Consider the following 15473-nt stretch of genomic DNA (forward strand, 5'->3'; position numbering starts at 1 on the left):
AAGGGCCCCGGCCACGGCACCGGCCCCGACGAGGACTCGGACCATCGGTCCGGTCTCCGGCGGGGCGGTGCGCGGCCGGGGCCCGCGCTATTTCAGGACTGGGCTCAATCGCCCTGAGCCCTGGTCACGTCTCGTCGGCCTCGCCCTTCGCCATGGAGGCGATCCACTCGTTCACCAGGCGCTCGGCCTCACCGCGGGGCACGTCCTTGACGCGGGTCATGACGGCCCAGCGCCGCCCGAACGGGTCCACGATGGACCCGAAGCGGTCTCCGGTGACGAACTCGGAGATCTCCTCGCGCAACGTCGCCCCCGCCTCGACGGCCTTGCCCACGACGGTGTCGACGTCCTCCACGTAGAGGACCAGCGTTGCCGAGACGTTGTCCGGGTCGGGCGGGACCAGACCCATGGAGGGCATGGGGTCGCTCAGCTGGAGGATGGAGTCGCCGATCTGGAGTTCGGCGTGCATGACGATGTCGCCGGCGTCGTTGCGGCTGAGGACCTCCGCGTCGAAGACCGCGCGGTAGAAGTCGATGGCGGTGGCGGCGTTGTCCACGACGACGAACGGCGTCAGGGAGTGGTATCCCTCGGGAATCGGATTGACCTTGCTCATGACTCCACTCTCCCACCGTCGGCGTCCTCGGCACTTGAAAAAACCCGCCAATCGGCGCGGCCGTCGGGGCGTATCGGCGGTGGGCGACGGCCCTCTCCGGTCGCGACCGCTGGTGCGACCGCCCCGGAGGGAGTGCCCCTGCGATGTCGGCGCAGAGAGGGCGCCGTCTCTGTCTCCCCCGCTCCGCCGCGGAGAGCCCCTGCTATGTCGGCGCCGAGACCTAGAATCGCGGCATGGACGGTTACCCGCACATGCCCACGACCAGCGGCAAGGCCGTGCTCCGCCCGGAGGAGACCGCGCGCCGGTCCACCCTGCTGCAATACCCTGTGGCCGGCCCGCTCGGAGTCTTCGTCGAGCGGACCTGGGCGGTGCACTGGGACCTGCCGCCCGGCATCGAGCACGTCACCGAGGTCGTCTCCCAGCCTTGCTTCAACCTGACCTTCCACGCCGGCTCGGCGGCCATGCTCCACGGCGTCGGCTCCGGCGTCTCGCGCCACCCGTTGTCCGGCTCCGGGCGCTTCTTCGGGCTCAAGTTCCGGCCCGGCGGATTCCGCGCCTTCACGGGGCTGCCCGCCCATACGCTCACCGACCGCTCCGTCCCCGCCGCCGAGGTCTTCCCCGGCGTCGACGACCTCGGCGCGGACGGCCTCCCCGACGAGGAGGCCGGGGCGGCCCTCACCGGCTATCTGGCCGTCCGGGCTCCTGAGCCGGACGAACGCTACGCGGACCTACTGGCCATGGTCTCCGCGATGCTCCACGACCGCAGGATCAGCCGGACCGAGCAGGTCGCCCGGAGGTTCAACCACTCGGAGCGCACCCTGCAGCGTCTCTTCCGCGAGTACATCGGCGTAAGTCCCAAGTGGATGATCCAGCGCTACCGGCTGCACGACGCGGCGCACACCCTCGCGCACGAGGCCGACACCGTCCTGGCGGATCTGGCAGCGGAACTGGGCTGGTCCGACCAGGCGCACTTCACCCGCGACTTCAAACACCACATAGGACTCACTCCCGGCGAGTACGCCGCCGAATGCGCGAGCGCCGACGCGCTTGCCGGCTACTCGATGTGAGGGCCGCGCCCTCAGCGGCGCGGTCGGGCGTTCCCGGGAGAGTTGTTCCAGTAGTCGATCTGCCGGGGCGCCTGCGATTGCGGAATCGCGGGGTGGGCGGCGGAGAACGCCTCCAGCTGACCCGCGTCGAGGCACTTGCGGAGCTTCACCGGCACCTGCCGGACGCTACCGTGACGGTCGACGAAGAAGATGTGGGGGAAGGAGACCTGGATCGCCGCGCCCTCAGGTACGGCCACGCGGTAGTGGGCCGGGCTCAGGGGGAAGATGAGCGACTCGCGGGTGGCGATGAGGTAGGGGAGGCGGAGGACGACCGCGCCGACCAGGACCGCGAGGAGCCCGAGGACGATCAGGAGGACGCCGAGCGACAGAAGCGGAGCCATGAAGAGCAGGGAGGCGCCGACCAGGACGCAGAGTGCGCCCACGGCGCCGGTGATCCATCGATGACGTTGGGACACATGTATCTCCATGGGACCATGATACGGAGCCGCTACCTCGGCGGTCAGACCGCTGTACCGGGCCCCGAATGGCGTCCCTATACCGCCGAGTCGCTCTGATTCGATGGCCGAAACGCCTATTGAGCGGCCGGTTCATGGACACTTCCGCACCCGGGAACGCCTTCGATCGATACGCCCAATGCCGCATCGAGTATTCAGGGTTGACTTGACCTCGTCGCGCGAATAGTCTCACAGTGAACTGGTAATGGAATGAATCCGTTGCAGCACAACGACAGTAAGAGGGCCGGGGCCACTCTCCCCGATTCCCGGAAAGGAAACCGAGATGCGATCGAGACATTCGCGCAATACCGAATCGACCCGCTCGAATTGGAAGCAAATCCTCAAGAGGTCGACCTTGACGATAGCCGCGGCGTTCGCGGCCGTTGCCGCCACTACCGTCGCCGTGCCCGAACCCGCCGCGGCTGCGGGACCCTGCGGGTCGTCCTACGCCCACGTCGGCCACTACGAGTTCGGCCCGTCGGCGACGAAAGACTGGGGAGCCATTGATGTCTACTGGTCCTCGACGGCCGGACGCAACTGCGCCGTCATGAACTCCACTGGTGACGCCTACGGCGTCTCCGGCCGCAAGTTCGTGCGCATCTTCCCGACCAGCGCCCCGAAGTACCATGACTATGATTCCGGCAACTACAAGTACTACGCGGGACCCGTGTACACGCCTCGCGGATACAACATGTCGGGCAAATGCATCACCGTGGAGGCCGGCATCTGGCTCAGTAGCGGCGACGCCGGTCTCAAGCTTCCTGGCATCCACTGTGGTTAACCAGCGCCCGAGACCATAAACAGTGCCGAGAGAGGGCGTATGTCGCATCACCATTGCGGAAGCGGCATACGCTCTGGAGTTCACGAGGAAGTCCCAGGAGGCGTCCTCCCCGAAGGTGACATCGCGGATGTGGTGGAGAGCCTCGATCGCCCCGTGCCGGCGGGCGAGATGGAGCAAGAGACGGGGGCCGGTTTTAGCGGTGGTGAGACTGGTGGTCAGGTAGACGGCCTCGGAGCCGGTTTCCTTGTCGCTGTTGTGCCAGAAGGTACGGGTTACTCGAGCGACCTGCCGGGATCCGGGTAAGTCGATAGCTGCAACGGCTATTGAGCGGCCTCGCTCTTCGCCACGGCGCTACCGGATTCAGCCGTAGTGTGCCGTCCTTTAGGGCGGTGGTGGAACGGCTCAGAACCGCGCGCGGTGGACCACTGTGGCCGCTGGAACCGGCCCGCGCGAAATCTCGCAAGCCACGTGTCAGACCCCCGCGATAGAGTCACGGTGTGCTGCTGCGGTACCGATTCCGGATCTACCCGACCGCGCCACAGGCCAAGGCCTTGGCGCGGGTGTTCGGGTGCGTCCGAGTCGTTTACAACGACAGCGTGGCCGCCCGCAAGGCCGCGTTCCAGGCCGGGGAGCCGTTCCCGAAGTCCGGCGACCTGTCCACGGCGCTCATCACCGAGGCGAAGAAGACCGACGAGCGGGCATGGCTGGCCGAGGTCTCAGCTGTTCCCTTGCAACAAGCGGTCCGGGACTGCGACCGGGCGTATGCGAACTTCTTCGACTCGCTCAAGGGGAAACGGTCCGGCCCGCGTATCGGGCCGCCCCGGTTCAAACGCCGTTCGAACACACAGACCACCAGGTTCACCAAGGCCGCCCGGTTCCGCGTGCTGGGCAACGGCCGGCTGCGACTGCCCAAGATCGGGGACCTCACAGTCGCCTGGTCGCGTGACCTTCCGTCGGAGCCCAGCTCGGTCACGATCATTAAGACCACCACGGATAAGTACTATGCGTCATTCGTGGTCGCCCTCGAGGACGGCGCGGACCTACTCGAACCACTCCCGGCCGACCAGGACACGGGAATCGACCTGGGGTTGAAGTCGTTCGCCGTGCTGCGGGGCGGGGCGGTGATCGAAAATCCGACGTTCTTTGCCCGACTGGAGCGGAAACTCAAACGCGCGCAGCGGTCTCTGTCGCGCAAGCAGAAGGGATCGAACAACCGCGCCAAGGCGCGTCTCAAGGTCGCCCGGGTCCACGAGAAGATCAAACACTCCCGTACCGACTGGATAGACAAGAAGATCCACCGCATCGTCAGTGAGAATCAAGCTGTATATGTGGAGGACCTGAACGTCAGGGGGCTGCAGAGGTCCCGCATGTCAAAGTCAGTGCAGGAGGCGGCGTTCGGGATGTTCCTGACCCGTCTGGAATCCAAGGCCAGGCGGGCGGGCCGCGTGTTCGTGCGGGTGGACAGGTACTTCCCCTCCACCCGTCTGTGCTCCGACTGCGGAGCCTTGACCGGGCCGAGTGGCCTGGAAGGGCTCAAGGTACGCCGCTGGGAGTGCGGGTGCGGGACGGCACACGACAGGGACGCCAACGCCGAGAAAAACATTCGCGCCGAAGGGCGCAGGCTGGTCGCCGCAGGGCATGCGGAGACCCTAAACGACTCGTGGAGCGCAGGTAAGACCGGGGAGACCCGGCACAGCGCGTCGAAGCAGTAACCCGCCCGTAGAGCCTCCAGCCACGCTGGAAGCCAAGCCGGGAATCGCCTTCCCTTCAGGGTGCTGTTGGACAACGGACAGAACAGGCGAGCGTCTATCGGGAATTAACCGGTCGCGCTCGCCGAGGACCGTGCTTCGGACGGAGATTCGTCCCTTTACCAACAGCACCCCTTTAGGGAGGCGAGGACGTCAATCCTCGATCGGACGCCCGTTCTTGTCCACGGACTGGAGCCAGGTGAAACGGTCGCGCGCGAAGTAGAAGTAGGCGCCCAGGGCGATGGCGTAGAGCAGCCCCAAGAAGTTGAGTCCGGCGTTGAGGAAGGCGAAGAAGGCGCCGCCGAGGATGATCAGCTCGATGGCCAGGCGAGTCCTGCCGCTCACGGGGAAGGGCGCGCGGGTCTGCCGGGTCGGATCGTCGGCCACGGCGAAGGCGGACCACACGACACCGGCGAAAGCCGGCAGGACGATCGCCCCGACCAGCGACATGGCCCCGCCCCACATGTTCCAGCCGGCGAAGAAGTACCCGGCCAGGGCCGCGATCTCCAGGAAGAACCGCCACCGCAGCATCTGCGGCGAGGTGGAAGTCAGGGACGTGGACATTGAGCTCCTCCGAAGTCGTCGGGAACACACCCGTGTGCGACCAGACTGCCACCGGGGAGGCGCCCGTGCCGGGGTTTCGGAGAACTACTCCTCGCCCTGAGGCCTGCTCGGATACTTCTCTTTCAGGCGAGCGGAGTTCGCGGCGCTGATGAACCCGAATTGCCTGAAGATCGTTCGCCTTCTGCCGTCGGTGCGCACCGAGCAGAGAGACCTGCCGTCGAATTCCCAGCGGCCTCCTTCGGGCGGACGCCACGTCCAGGAGAAAGGGCCTAGGTACATCACGCAACGATCATCGTCGATCCACAGCATGGGACGGATGAAGCCCAAGACTCCGCAGAGGATGAACCAGAGGGGCAAGATCAGGCTGAACGTCGGGAGTTCGGACTCCACGAACAGAGAGAGGTACGCCTCGATGGCGCCAAAGACAAGGAGACCGACTAGGAACCAGCGGGGGTAGAAGATCGCCATGGCCCCATGGTAGCGATACTTCTCAGATCCTCGATTCCACTACCCTGGCCGCCATCGGCAGGAAGGCGTCCATGCCCCATGAGAGACCCGACTCCTTGACGTCGGCGAAGCGGCACCGGAAGCGCATTCCCTCGTCGTCGGCGCCGGACGAGACCGTGTGGGACCACTCGTCGGGCAGGCCGTCCGGAGCGATGAGCCATGCGTACGTGGACACCTGCTCGCTCCCTGGCACCGGGACTGCCGCCTGGCCGCGTGCGAAGCCGTCGCCGCTCTCTTCGCGATCAGGCTCGGGCACATGGCTGGCCCCGGGCTCACTGCGCTGTCGGACTGCCGTGCTGCGATCGAAATCGGGCACCTGGACGGACCTCTGAAGACCGTTGCCCAGGGCGCCCCCGAACCGGAGGCCCGCTATGCCGGTCTCCTCGAAGGCTTCCCGCAGGGCGGCCTCCTCGACCGTCTCGCCGGCCTCCACTCCGCCTCCGGGCACCTGGATTCCGGCCTCAGGGGCGTCTTTGTGGGCGAACACGAGCACCTGAAGACCCCCGGAGGAGGACCGGCGGAGGACATAGGCGGCGGCACGCTGGCGGAAGGGAAGGTTCTCGATATCCATCGCACCATGATGCCACAGTCCGATTCCCTTGGGCGCCAAGAAAGTACCTGTGGAAGGCCGCCGTTACCTGACGAGCGCCCCAAGGCGGCCGGCACCCCCGGCGATCCGATTGCGCCTCTTGACGGCTCGGCGACATTTGCCCTTGTCCGACAACCGCCGGTACGGAAGAATTTTCATCTACGGACATGTCACTCGACCGACACAGGAGGAACGACATGCTGGCCTTGGAGATTCGCGACGCCGAGCTGTTGACCGAGCTCGCCGAGCAATTGAAGGAGAAGGGAATCGACCGCGCCGCGCTGAGCGTCATCGGCGGGGTGGACTCCTTCACGATCATCACCATGTCGGCGCTCAGCGCCGAGGACCGCAACGAGTACGCCTACGACCAGCCCGCCGAGCTGACCGGGACGGGAGAACTAGTCGACGGCGAACTCCACGTCCACGTCTCCTGCGGCCTGGAGGGAGGAAAGGCCCGGGTGGGGCACCTCAAAGAGGCGCACGTGAGGACGTGGTTCGCGAAGGTTCACGTCACTCCCTTGTAGATGACCCGAGTCGCCTGAGGACCCCGGGCGCGGCACGCTCCGATCATGACGAGGACCTCGGAGCGCCCCGCTCCCGGCCGCACCGCACTCGCCAAGGCCCAGGACCGGCCCGAACGCACCCTCCGGGGACGCCGATTCCGCTGCCGAGACGGCGATCGGGGGTGCGGGCCGCTCGGCCCGCACCCCCGATCCATGAGTGATCCCCGCGCCGGTCAGGCCGGCGCCAAGGTCTTCGCCTCCCCGTCGAAGTCGAAGTGGCAGGCGACCCGGTGCCCGTCCGAGCTCTCCCGGGCGACGGGCTCCTCGGTCGCGCAGACCTCCTCGGCCCAGGGGCAGCGGGTGCGGAACCGGCACCCCGAGGGCGGATCGGACGGCGAGGGCAGGTCTCCCTCCAGGAGGATGCGCTCGCGCGAGGCCTCCAGGTCCGGGTTCGGCTCCGGGACGGCGCTCAGGAGCGCCTTGGTGTAGGGGTGCCGCGGATTCTCGTACAGCTCTTCGGCGTCGGCCTCCTCGACGATGCGGCCGAGGTACATCACGCCGATGCGGTCGGAGATGTGGCGGACGACGGCCAGATCGTGCGCGATCACCAGGTAGGTCAGGTCGAACTCCTCCTGGAGCTCCCCGAGGAGGTTGAGCACCTGCGCCTGGATGGAGACGTCGAGGGCGCTGACCGGTTCGTCGCAGATGATCAGCTTCGGCCGCAGCACCAGGGCCCGGGCGATGCCGATGCGCTGGCGCTGTCCGCCGGAGAACTCGTGCGGGTAGCGGTCCAGGGCGCTCTCGGGGAGGCTGACCGCGTCGAGGGTCTCCTTGACCCGCTGCCGCCGCTCCTCGGGAGTGCCGATCCCGTGGACCTTCATGGGCTCGTTGAGGATCATCTCGACCGAGTGCCTCGGATTGAGCGACCCGAGCGGGTCCTGGAAGACCATCTGCATGTTCTTGCGGAAGGTGCGCAGCGACTCGCCCTTGAGGGTGGCGACGTCGGTTCCGTCGAGCTCGACGCTGCCGTCGGTGACGTCGTTGAGGCGCAGGATGCCCCGCCCGAGGGTCGTCTTCCCGCAGCCGGACTCTCCGACGAGGCCGAAGGTCCCGCCCTGTTCGACCGAGAAGCTGACCCCGTCGACGGCCTTGACGTGGCCGACGGTCCTCTCCACGAGGACCCCCTTGCGGATCGGGAAGTGGACCTTGACGTCGGAGACGTTGAGCAGGCTCATGCGGTGACCTCCTTCTCGGAGTCGGTGGCGGGGCGGTTCTCCTCGACGGGCCAGCAGCGGTGCCGGTGCTCCGGCGGCATCCCCCCGGCGGCCTTCAGCGGCAGGTTGCCGTGGAGGCAGCCGTCCGAGGCGAAGTCGCACCGGGGAGCGAAGGCGCAGCCGTCGTGCCAGGAGATGAGGTCCACGATGGAACCCCGCACCGGAGTGAGCGGCTGGTCGCGGTCGGACTCCAGGCGCGGGATGGACCCCAGCAGGCCCTTGGTGTAGGGATGGGTCGGGGAGGCGAACAGCTCCCGGACGGGGGCGCTCTCCACCACGCGGCCCGAGTAGAGCACGTTGACGTCGTCGCAGACGCCCGCCACCACGCCCATGTCGTGCGTGATCATGAGCATCGCGGTACCCTCCTGGTCGACCAGCTCCCTGAGCAGCTCCAGGATCTGGGCCTGGATGGTCACGTCGAGCGCCGTGGTCGGCTCGTCGGCGATGAGGAACTTCGGCGCGCAGGCCACCGCCATGGCGATCAGCACGCGCTGCCGCATACCGCCGGAGAGCTGGTGCGGGTACTCGCCCAGACGCCGGCGAGGCTCGGGGATGCCGACGCGGTCGAGAAGGTCGGCGGCGACGTTCTTGGCCTCCTTGCCCTTCATGCCGCGGTGGCGCGAGAGCATCTCGGTGATCTGGTGGCCGACGGTCAGGACGGGGTTGAGGCTGGAGAGCGGGTCCTGGAAGATCATCCCCAGTTCCTTGCCCCTCTTGCGCCGCAGCTCCTTGGCCGACAGCCGCAGCAGGTCGGTGCCGTCGAACTCGACCGTCCCGCTGATCCGGGCGCGCTTGCGGGGCAGCAGTCCCATGACGGCGAGCGAGGTGACGGACTTGCCGCAGCCCGACTCCCCCACCAGTCCCGCGACGCGGCCCGGTTCGACGGAGAAGGAGACGCCGTCGACCGCCTGGGTGCCGCCGAATGCCACCCGTAGATCGTCCACTGTCATCAGTGTCATGACTGCCTCCTCAGCTTCGGGTCGAGGGATTCGCGCATGGCCTCTCCCAGCAGGGTGAAGCCGAGGGCGGTGATGATGATGCCGAGCGCCGGCGGCAGGGCCAGGCCCGGCGCGTAGAGGAGGTAGTCCTGCGTCTCGGCGAGCATCGTGCCCCATTCGGGGAGCGACTTGTCGGGGTTGCCCAGGCCGAGGTAGGACAGCGCGGCGGCCTCGATGATGGCGGTCGCCAGGGTCAGCGTGCCCTGCACGATGACCGGGCCGAGCGCGTTGGGGAACACGTGCGACATGATGATGCGCGGCTTCTTGACGCCCACCGCCGTCGCGGCGAGGACGTACTCCGAACCCGACTGGGCCAGCATGGAGCCGCGCAGCAGCCGCGCGAAGATCGGCACCTGCGCGGCGCCGACGGCGATCATGACCGTGGTGAGGCTGGCGCCCATGAGCGCCGCGATCGACAGGGCCAGGAGGAGGCTGGGGATGGCCAGCATCATGTCGACGAAGCGCATGATGAAAGAGTCGACCCTCTCGCCCATGCGTCCGCCGAGGATCTTCATGGCCGCGGCCGTGCCGCCCAGGACGGCACCGATGCAGAAGCCCAGCGCGGCGGCGACGATGCCGACCAGCAGGGTCTGCCTGGCTCCGTGGAGCATCCGCGAGAACTGGTCGCGGCCCAGGTGGTCCACGCCGAACCAGTTGTCGGCGCGCGGCCCGGGGAAGATGTTCTGGTTGCGGAACGCCTCGTCCGCCCAGTTCTGCGCGGAGGGGTCGTAGGGCGCCACGATGGGCCCCAGGAGGGCGAGGACGACGAACACGACGACGATGACGCCGCCGGTGATCGCCATGGGGCTGCGCCGCATCCGGTGCAGGCTCTGCTTGATGAGGGAGCCCGAGATCTGGCTGCGTGCCCGGGTGTGCTTGGCGACGAGCGCGTCGATGCGGTCCTTCGTGTTGAGGAGCCCGATGTCGTCCGTGTGCTTCCCGCGCGGGAGGTCTGCCTTGGTCGCCATGTCACTTCACCCGCAATCTGGGGTCGATGAGGTTGTAGGAGAGGTCCACGAGGAGGTTGATGACCACGAACACGAACGCGATGAGCATGATGCTGCCCAGCAGGGCCGGGTAGTCCTTGTTCTGCGTGGCCTCGTAGACGAAGCGGCCGAGGCCGTTGATCTCGAAGACCGTCTCGGTCAGCACGGCGCCGGCGAAGAGGCTGCCGAACAGCAGGCCGATGACGGTGACGACCGGCAGCAGCGCGTTGCGCATGACGTGGCTGACGCGAACGGTGGACTTGGAGAGGCCCTTGGCGTCGGCGGTGCGGACGTAGTCCTCGTCCATGACCTCCAGGACGCTCGCCCGCGTGATGCGCGTGATGATCGCCAGCGGGATCGAGGCCAGGGCCAGCGCCGGGACGATCAGGTGGACGATCGCGTCCCAGGCGACGTGGAACTCCCCCGTCAGTATGCCGTCCAGGACCCGGAAGCCGGTCACCTCCGTGTAGGCGGTGGCGCTGGAGAGGCGGCCGAGGGTCGGCAGGATGCCCAGCACCTCGGAGAAGATCACCTTCAGGACCACCGCCAGGAAGAAGACGGGGATGCAGATGCCCACCAGGGAGGTCGACACGGCGGCGGTGTCGAGGATCGATCCCCGGCGGCGGGCGGCGAAGTAGCCCAGCGGGATTCCGACGATCACGGCCAGCAGCATGGCCGACAGGCTCAGCTCGATCGTCGCGGGGAACCTCTCGGCCAGCTCGGTCCCGACCGCGCGGCCGGTGGAGACCGAGTTGCCGAAGTCGAAGGTCGCCAGGCCCTTGAGGAAGTCGAAGTACTGGGTCCAGATCGGGTCGTTGAGCCCCAGCGACTCACGCAGCGAGGCGCGCTGCTCGTCGGTCGCGTTCTCCGGGAGGAGAGCGTATTCGGGGCCGCCGGGGAGGAGTTTGAACCAGGCGAAGAGGACCAGCGTCAACCCGAGAAGGGCCGGGATCAGCTGGAGTAGTCGTTTCAGTGTGTGTCTCAGCACGATTGTCAGTCCGTCCAGTCATCCGTCGCGGAAGGCGGGGAAGGAGGTCTCCCTCCCCCGCCGCAGGCCGCCCGGGCCGGGGCCCGGGCGGTCAGACGCTATGCGGTTGCGGTGCGGGCTCTACTTCCAGCCCATCTCGGCGAAGTTCTCCTGCGTCAGCGGAGAGGTCGTCGGCGGGTCGATCTCTTCGCTGAAGATCAGCGACGGGGGCGAGGAGGAGATCGGGACGCCCGGCATGAACTCCATGATCTCGGCGTTGGCCTCCTTCATCAGCTCGGCGCGCTTCTCCGGGTCCGGCTCGGAGCCGGCCGCGTTGACGGTGTCGAAGATGTCGGCGTTGTCGAAGCCCCACTCGTCGCTCTCGGAGGCGAACCAGGTTCCCACGAAGTTATAGGCCTCGTTGAAGTCGCCGGTCCAGCCGACCAGGTACATCTGGCACTTGCCCTGCTGGTAGTCCTTGAGGAACTCGTCCCAGACGATCGGCTTGGGGCTGATCGTCACGCCGGCCTCCTCGAGGTCGGCCTTGATGCGCTCGAAGATGTCCTCCGGGTTGGGCATGTAGGGGCGGACGACCTGCGTCGGGTAGCAGAACTCGAACTCCTCGCCGGCGACGCCGGCATCCTCGATGGCCTTCTTGGCGGCCTCGACGTCGTGCTCGATGGCGGGGACGTCGGGGTTGTAGCCGTTGACGCCCTCGGGCATGAACTGGTCGGTCGTGGTGGCGCCGGGCGCCATGATGGTGTCCACGATCGCCTGGCGGTCGATCGCCTGCGCGAAGGCCTTGCGGACCTCGACGTCCTGCAGGTCCTCATTGGCCTGCTGGGACATGCCCAGGTAGAGGATGTTGAACGGGTCGCGCTCGGGGACGTTGAAGCCCTTCTCCTTCAGGTCCGCCGCGTCGGCGGGGCTGACGAGGTCGTAGCCGTGGATCTCGCCGGAGATCAGGGCCTGGCGGCGGGTCTGCTCGTTCTCGATGGACTTGAGGATGATCGTCTCGGCCTTGGCCGGCTCGCCCCAGTAGTCCTCGTTGCGCTTCAGGGTGACCTCGCCGGCGTTGTGGTCCCAGCTGTCGATCGTGAAGGCGCCCGAGCCGGCGGTGATGCCGACTTCCTGCGTGTAGGCGGGCAACTTGCTGGCGTCGGTGGCCTCGGTGTCGTCGATCTGCTCGATCGCCTTGGGCGACATGAGGGCGAAGGCGCCCAGCGAGAAGACGCCCGGGTAGTTGGCGGAGTACTTCTTGATCGAGATGGTCACGTCGAGGCCGTCGGCCTCGCAGCCCTTGAAGTTCGTGTCCTCCTCGGCGCCCCACAGGTTGGTCCAGTAGTAGGTCATGTCGGGGTAGACGCCGGTGAAGGCGGCCCAGCGCTCGTAGTTCGCGCAGACAGCCTCTCCGTCCAAGTCCGCGCCATCGGAGAACTTGACGCCCTCGCGGAGCTTGAAGGTCCAGTCCAGGCCGTCGTCGCTCTGGTCCCAGGACTCGGCGACGCCCGGCACCATCTCCATGCCGTCGTGCTCGATGAGGGTGTCGTAGACCTGGCGCGTCATGCGCAGGTTCTCTCCGTCCGAGGCGAAGATCGGGTCCAGGGAGCTCACCGGGCCCCCGGCGCCGAAGATGATCGGGTCGCCGTCGGATCCGCCGGCGTTCTTAGTCTCGCCCGCGCATGCCGTGGCAGCGAGCGCGACGACGGCCAGTCCGGCCGTCGCCTTCGCGATTCTGCGCATGAGGTTTTCACCAACCAGTCACTCGTAACAATTGTGATGTCCCTCATGACTCTAAAGATCGTTAAGGCGGTTTAACTAGTCCTGTTATGCAACCGTGATGGACCCGCTGCCGACTTTACATTCTTTAATGTGTGCATCTGTTCACGTTCCGTAGAATGCGGCCGGGCGGCGCGGCGGTGGATTCGGCGAATCACCGTCGGCCCCAGCGCTGCCGTCGCCAGGGAGATGTTGATCAGGGCGAACGCCACTTCGTCGAACTCGATCCCGCCGACGGCGACGGCGGCGAGGTAGGTGAGCGACGGCTGGACCGAGTACACGAGCGTCATGGCGAGTGGAGGGGTGCGCTGCATGCCGATCTGCAGGAGGAACAGCGGCAGGGCCACGCACACGAGCGCCGTGGCCAGGAGCGGGACGATCCGCGCGCCGTCGGCGACCGTCCGCGCGGCGTCGGGCTGGAAGGCCAACAGGGCGAACGCCGCCGGGTAGGCGAGGTGGAAGCGGTGCGCGGTGATGTAGACGGGATCGAGGCCGGAGCGGGCGAGGTCGTGGGAGATGAGGGGCACCAGCGAGAACACCGCCCCGACGAGGGTCGCGACGGCGATGCCGAAGGCGAACCGGGTGTCGAACTCCGTCGCCCCGTCGACGCTCGTCCTTACCGCCAAGGCCACGATGAACCCGGCGCTCACGAAGCCTACCGCGTACTCGGGAAGGCGCCGCCCCTCCGCCTCGCGGACGTGGTTGGCCACGGCGACGGCCAGAGGCGCGATGCCGATCCCGATGGACGAGGCCAGGGGCGCCGGAATTAGCGAGTAGCTCCAGTACAGCCCGAGGAACGCGCCGGCGGTGCAGACATTGAGCCACAGCATCGACCGCCGCTGCCGGGCGTCGAGCACCGGCTTTCCACTGCGGAGGCGCTGCACCGCGCCGAAGACCGCGGCCAGCGTCCCGAAGGCGGTGAGCGAGAGGAGAAAGCTCTCGGACGCCGTCAGGTTGTTCGTCATGAGCCCGTTGCCGACCGCCTGCAGCGCCGCGGCGAGGACGACCGCGAGAACCCCGGTCACCGGGCGTCCGCCACGATGCGCGGCCTACCCGCGCCTCTGACGATGGGGACGTATGCGGCGCCCGCACGGCGGCGTCCCTCCCTGTTGTGGAGGACTTGGGACGCGAGCCCGCCCTCGTGAAGGGACTTCTCCGGGGCGAACCCGGCCGGTGCGGGGTCGGTCGCGACGACGACCATATGGCTCAGCCTCCGATGGATGGGAGTTCGTGTTGTGCCGCAATGACGGTCAAGGGGTTTGAACGCAGCTGATCCTATCAGCGGGACACCGGGGCGGGCCGTGAGCTCATTCACAGTGGGTGAATGTCGTCCAACGCAGCGAAAGGGCGGGCGCCCCGCGAACTTCCCTTCTCACAACGGCTAAGGGGGAGGCCGCCTGCGGCGGCCTCCCCCTTAGCGGAAGAGTGGTGGACGGTGCGGCTCAGCCGCCGATGTCGCGGCGTCCGGCGAACGCCCGGCCCAGGGTCACCTCGTCGGCGTACTCCAGGTCTCCGCCGACCGGCAGGCCGCTGGCCAAGCGGGTGACGGTGATGCCCAAGGGCTGCAGCAGCATCGCGATATAGGTCGCGGTGGCCTCGCCCTCGGTGTTCGGGTCGGTCGCGAGGATGACCTCGGTCGTCTCGCCCGCCTGGAGCCGCTCCATGAGCTGCTTGATGCGCAGGTCGTCAGGCCCGACGCCGTCGAGCGGATTGATCGCCCCGCCGAGAACGTGGTAGCGGCCCCGGTACTCGCCGGTCCGCTCGATCGCCATGACGTCCTTGGGCTCCTCGACCACGCAGAGGGTCTCCTCCGTGCGCCGCTGGTCCTGGCAGAGCGTGCAGAGCTCCTGTTCGGAGACGTTGCCGCAGCGGTCGCAGAAGCGGACCTGCCGTTTGAGGCGCAGCAGCGCATCGGCCAGGACCTGCACCTCTTCCTCCTCGGCGGCGAGCAGGTGGAAGGCCAACCGCTGGGCGCTCTTGGGCCCGATGCCGGGCAGCGCGCCCAGCTGTTCGATGACTTCGGCCAGGGCTCCGTCGTAAACCACTGCTAACCGTCTCCTGTGCTTTTCGATCTGTCGGGCGCCTCCCGGCCCATGGGGTCGAGAGACACGATCCCCTCATGCGGGGAAGAACTGGGACGAGCGCGGGCGGCGAACCAGTCGAAGCCGAGCGGTCCCCTCGGAAAGGGGAACCGGCCGGCATTGCGCGCCTGCACTTTCGGTGGACCGTTCGCCCCGGCTCGCCGGGAGGTCCAGCCCTCCGTCACATGCCCGGGAGCCCCATGCCGCCGGTCAGGTTGCCCAGGGCGTCGCCCACCGGGCCGAGCTTCTCCTCGGCCATGGCCTTGGCGTCCGCCGAGGCGGCCTGAACGGCCGCGACGACCATGTCCTCCAGGGACTCGAGGTCGTCGGTGTCGACGGCCTTCGGGTCGATCGACACCTTCTTGAGGTCGCCCTCTCCCGAGACGACCGCGGTGACGAGGCCTCCGCCGGAGCTCGCCTCGACCTCCGCCTCGGCCAGCTCCTCCTGGGCCTGCTGGTACTGGGCCTGCATCTCCTGAGCCTGCTTGAGCAGTCCGGACAGGTCTCCTCCGCCTGGGAACATGG

17 protein-coding genes are annotated in these 15473 nt (G+C 67.5%); 4 read left to right on the forward strand and 13 right to left on the reverse strand.

Going from position 1 to position 15473, the window contains the following annotated elements:
* Nucleotides 1–124: 124 nt before the first annotated feature.
* Nucleotides 125–610 carry a VOC family protein gene (locus ACFTE1_RS17370; RefSeq protein ID WP_380624119.1) on the reverse strand — a complete coding sequence of 162 codons (486 nt, stop codon included), beginning with the start codon at nt 608–610 and terminating at the stop codon, nt 125–127.
* A gap of 233 nt (nt 611–843) precedes the next feature.
* Here ACFTE1_RS17370 and ACFTE1_RS17375 point away from each other — a divergent pair, with 233 nt between their 5' ends.
* Nucleotides 844–1677: an AraC family transcriptional regulator gene (locus ACFTE1_RS17375; RefSeq protein WP_380624117.1), complete on the forward strand. Its 834-nt coding sequence runs from the start codon at nt 844–846 to the stop codon at nt 1675–1677.
* Between the two features lie 11 nt (nt 1678–1688).
* On the opposite strand, the gene ACFTE1_RS17380 is transcribed toward ACFTE1_RS17375, so the two are convergent.
* Nucleotides 1689–2144: a hypothetical protein gene (locus tag ACFTE1_RS17380; protein WP_380624115.1), complete on the reverse strand. Its 456-nt coding sequence runs from the start codon at nt 2142–2144 to the stop codon at nt 1689–1691.
* 310 nt (nt 2145–2454) lie between these two features.
* On the opposite strand from ACFTE1_RS17380, the gene ACFTE1_RS17385 reads away from it, so the two are divergent.
* Nucleotides 2455–2952 carry a hypothetical protein gene (locus tag ACFTE1_RS17385; RefSeq protein WP_380624113.1) on the forward strand — a complete coding sequence of 166 codons (498 nt, stop codon included), beginning with the start codon at nt 2455–2457 and terminating at the stop codon, nt 2950–2952.
* Between the two features lie 497 nt (nt 2953–3449).
* A complete protein-coding gene (locus ACFTE1_RS17390) occupies nt 3450–4664 on the forward strand; it encodes an RNA-guided endonuclease InsQ/TnpB family protein (RefSeq protein ID WP_380624111.1) in 1215 nt (404 codons plus the stop codon).
* A 189-nt stretch (nt 4665–4853) separates the two neighbouring features.
* Here ACFTE1_RS17390 and ACFTE1_RS17395 read toward each other — a convergent pair whose 3' ends face one another.
* The 3 genes from ACFTE1_RS17395 to ACFTE1_RS17405 all read right to left on the reverse strand — a co-directional run bounded on the left by ACFTE1_RS17395 (nt 4854) and on the right by ACFTE1_RS17405 (nt 6342).
* The gene (locus ACFTE1_RS17395) at nt 4854–5264 is read right to left on the reverse strand and encodes a YrdB family protein (RefSeq protein WP_380624109.1); all 411 of its coding nucleotides are present in this window, start codon (nt 5262–5264) and stop codon (nt 4854–4856) included.
* Between the two features lie 84 nt (nt 5265–5348).
* A complete protein-coding gene (locus ACFTE1_RS17400) occupies nt 5349–5732 on the reverse strand; it encodes a hypothetical protein (protein ID WP_380624107.1) in 384 nt (127 codons plus the stop codon).
* A 22-nt stretch (nt 5733–5754) separates the two neighbouring features.
* The gene (locus ACFTE1_RS17405) at nt 5755–6342 is read right to left on the reverse strand and encodes an NUDIX domain-containing protein (protein ID WP_380624105.1); all 588 of its coding nucleotides are present in this window, start codon (nt 6340–6342) and stop codon (nt 5755–5757) included.
* 185 nt (nt 6343–6527) lie between these two features.
* On the opposite strand from ACFTE1_RS17405, the gene ACFTE1_RS17410 reads away from it, so the two are divergent.
* Complete coding sequence (locus ACFTE1_RS17410) at nt 6528–6884, forward strand: PCC domain-containing protein (protein WP_380624103.1); 357 nt, start codon at nt 6528–6530, stop codon at nt 6882–6884.
* Nucleotides 6885–7096: 212 nt separating this feature from the next.
* Here the strand turns inward: ACFTE1_RS17410 and ACFTE1_RS17415 are convergent, their stop codons facing one another.
* The 8 genes from ACFTE1_RS17415 to ACFTE1_RS17450 all read right to left on the reverse strand — a co-directional run bounded on the left by ACFTE1_RS17415 (nt 7097) and on the right by ACFTE1_RS17450 (nt 15471).
* Complete coding sequence (locus ACFTE1_RS17415) at nt 7097–8098, reverse strand: ABC transporter ATP-binding protein (protein ID WP_380624100.1); 1002 nt, start codon at nt 8096–8098, stop codon at nt 7097–7099.
* A complete protein-coding gene (locus tag ACFTE1_RS17420; protein WP_380624098.1) occupies nt 8095–9096 on the reverse strand; it encodes an ABC transporter ATP-binding protein in 1002 nt (333 codons plus the stop codon). Before ACFTE1_RS17420 ends, ACFTE1_RS17415 begins: the two co-directional genes overlap by 4 nt.
* Entirely contained in the window at nt 9093–10103 is a 1011-nt protein-coding gene (locus ACFTE1_RS17425; RefSeq protein ID WP_380624096.1) for an ABC transporter permease, read from the reverse strand. Before ACFTE1_RS17425 ends, ACFTE1_RS17420 begins: the two co-directional genes overlap by 4 nt.
* Nucleotide 10104: 1 nt before the next feature.
* Nucleotides 10105–11109 (reverse strand): ABC transporter permease, encoded by a 1005-nt coding sequence (locus tag ACFTE1_RS17430; protein ID WP_380624094.1) that lies wholly within the window; start codon nt 11107–11109, stop codon nt 10105–10107.
* 120 nt (nt 11110–11229) lie between these two features.
* Entirely contained in the window at nt 11230–12831 is a 1602-nt protein-coding gene (locus ACFTE1_RS17435; RefSeq protein ID WP_380624091.1) for an ABC transporter substrate-binding protein, read from the reverse strand.
* Nucleotides 12832–12902: 71 nt separating this feature from the next.
* Nucleotides 12903–13892 carry an EamA family transporter gene (locus ACFTE1_RS17440; protein ID WP_380624089.1) on the reverse strand — a complete coding sequence of 330 codons (990 nt, stop codon included), beginning with the start codon at nt 13890–13892 and terminating at the stop codon, nt 12903–12905.
* A 417-nt stretch (nt 13893–14309) separates the two neighbouring features.
* Entirely contained in the window at nt 14310–14912 is a 603-nt protein-coding gene (gene recR, locus ACFTE1_RS17445) for a recombination mediator RecR (protein WP_380624087.1), read from the reverse strand.
* A gap of 217 nt (nt 14913–15129) precedes the next feature.
* Nucleotides 15130–15471: a YbaB/EbfC family nucleoid-associated protein gene (locus ACFTE1_RS17450; RefSeq protein WP_380624085.1), complete on the reverse strand. Its 342-nt coding sequence runs from the start codon at nt 15469–15471 to the stop codon at nt 15130–15132.
* Nucleotides 15472–15473: the final 2 nt, after the last annotated feature.

It is taken from the genome of Salininema proteolyticum (genome assembly GCF_042685645.1).
Classification (GTDB): domain Bacteria; phylum Actinomycetota; class Actinomycetes; order Mycobacteriales; family Micromonosporaceae; genus Salininema; species Salininema proteolyticum.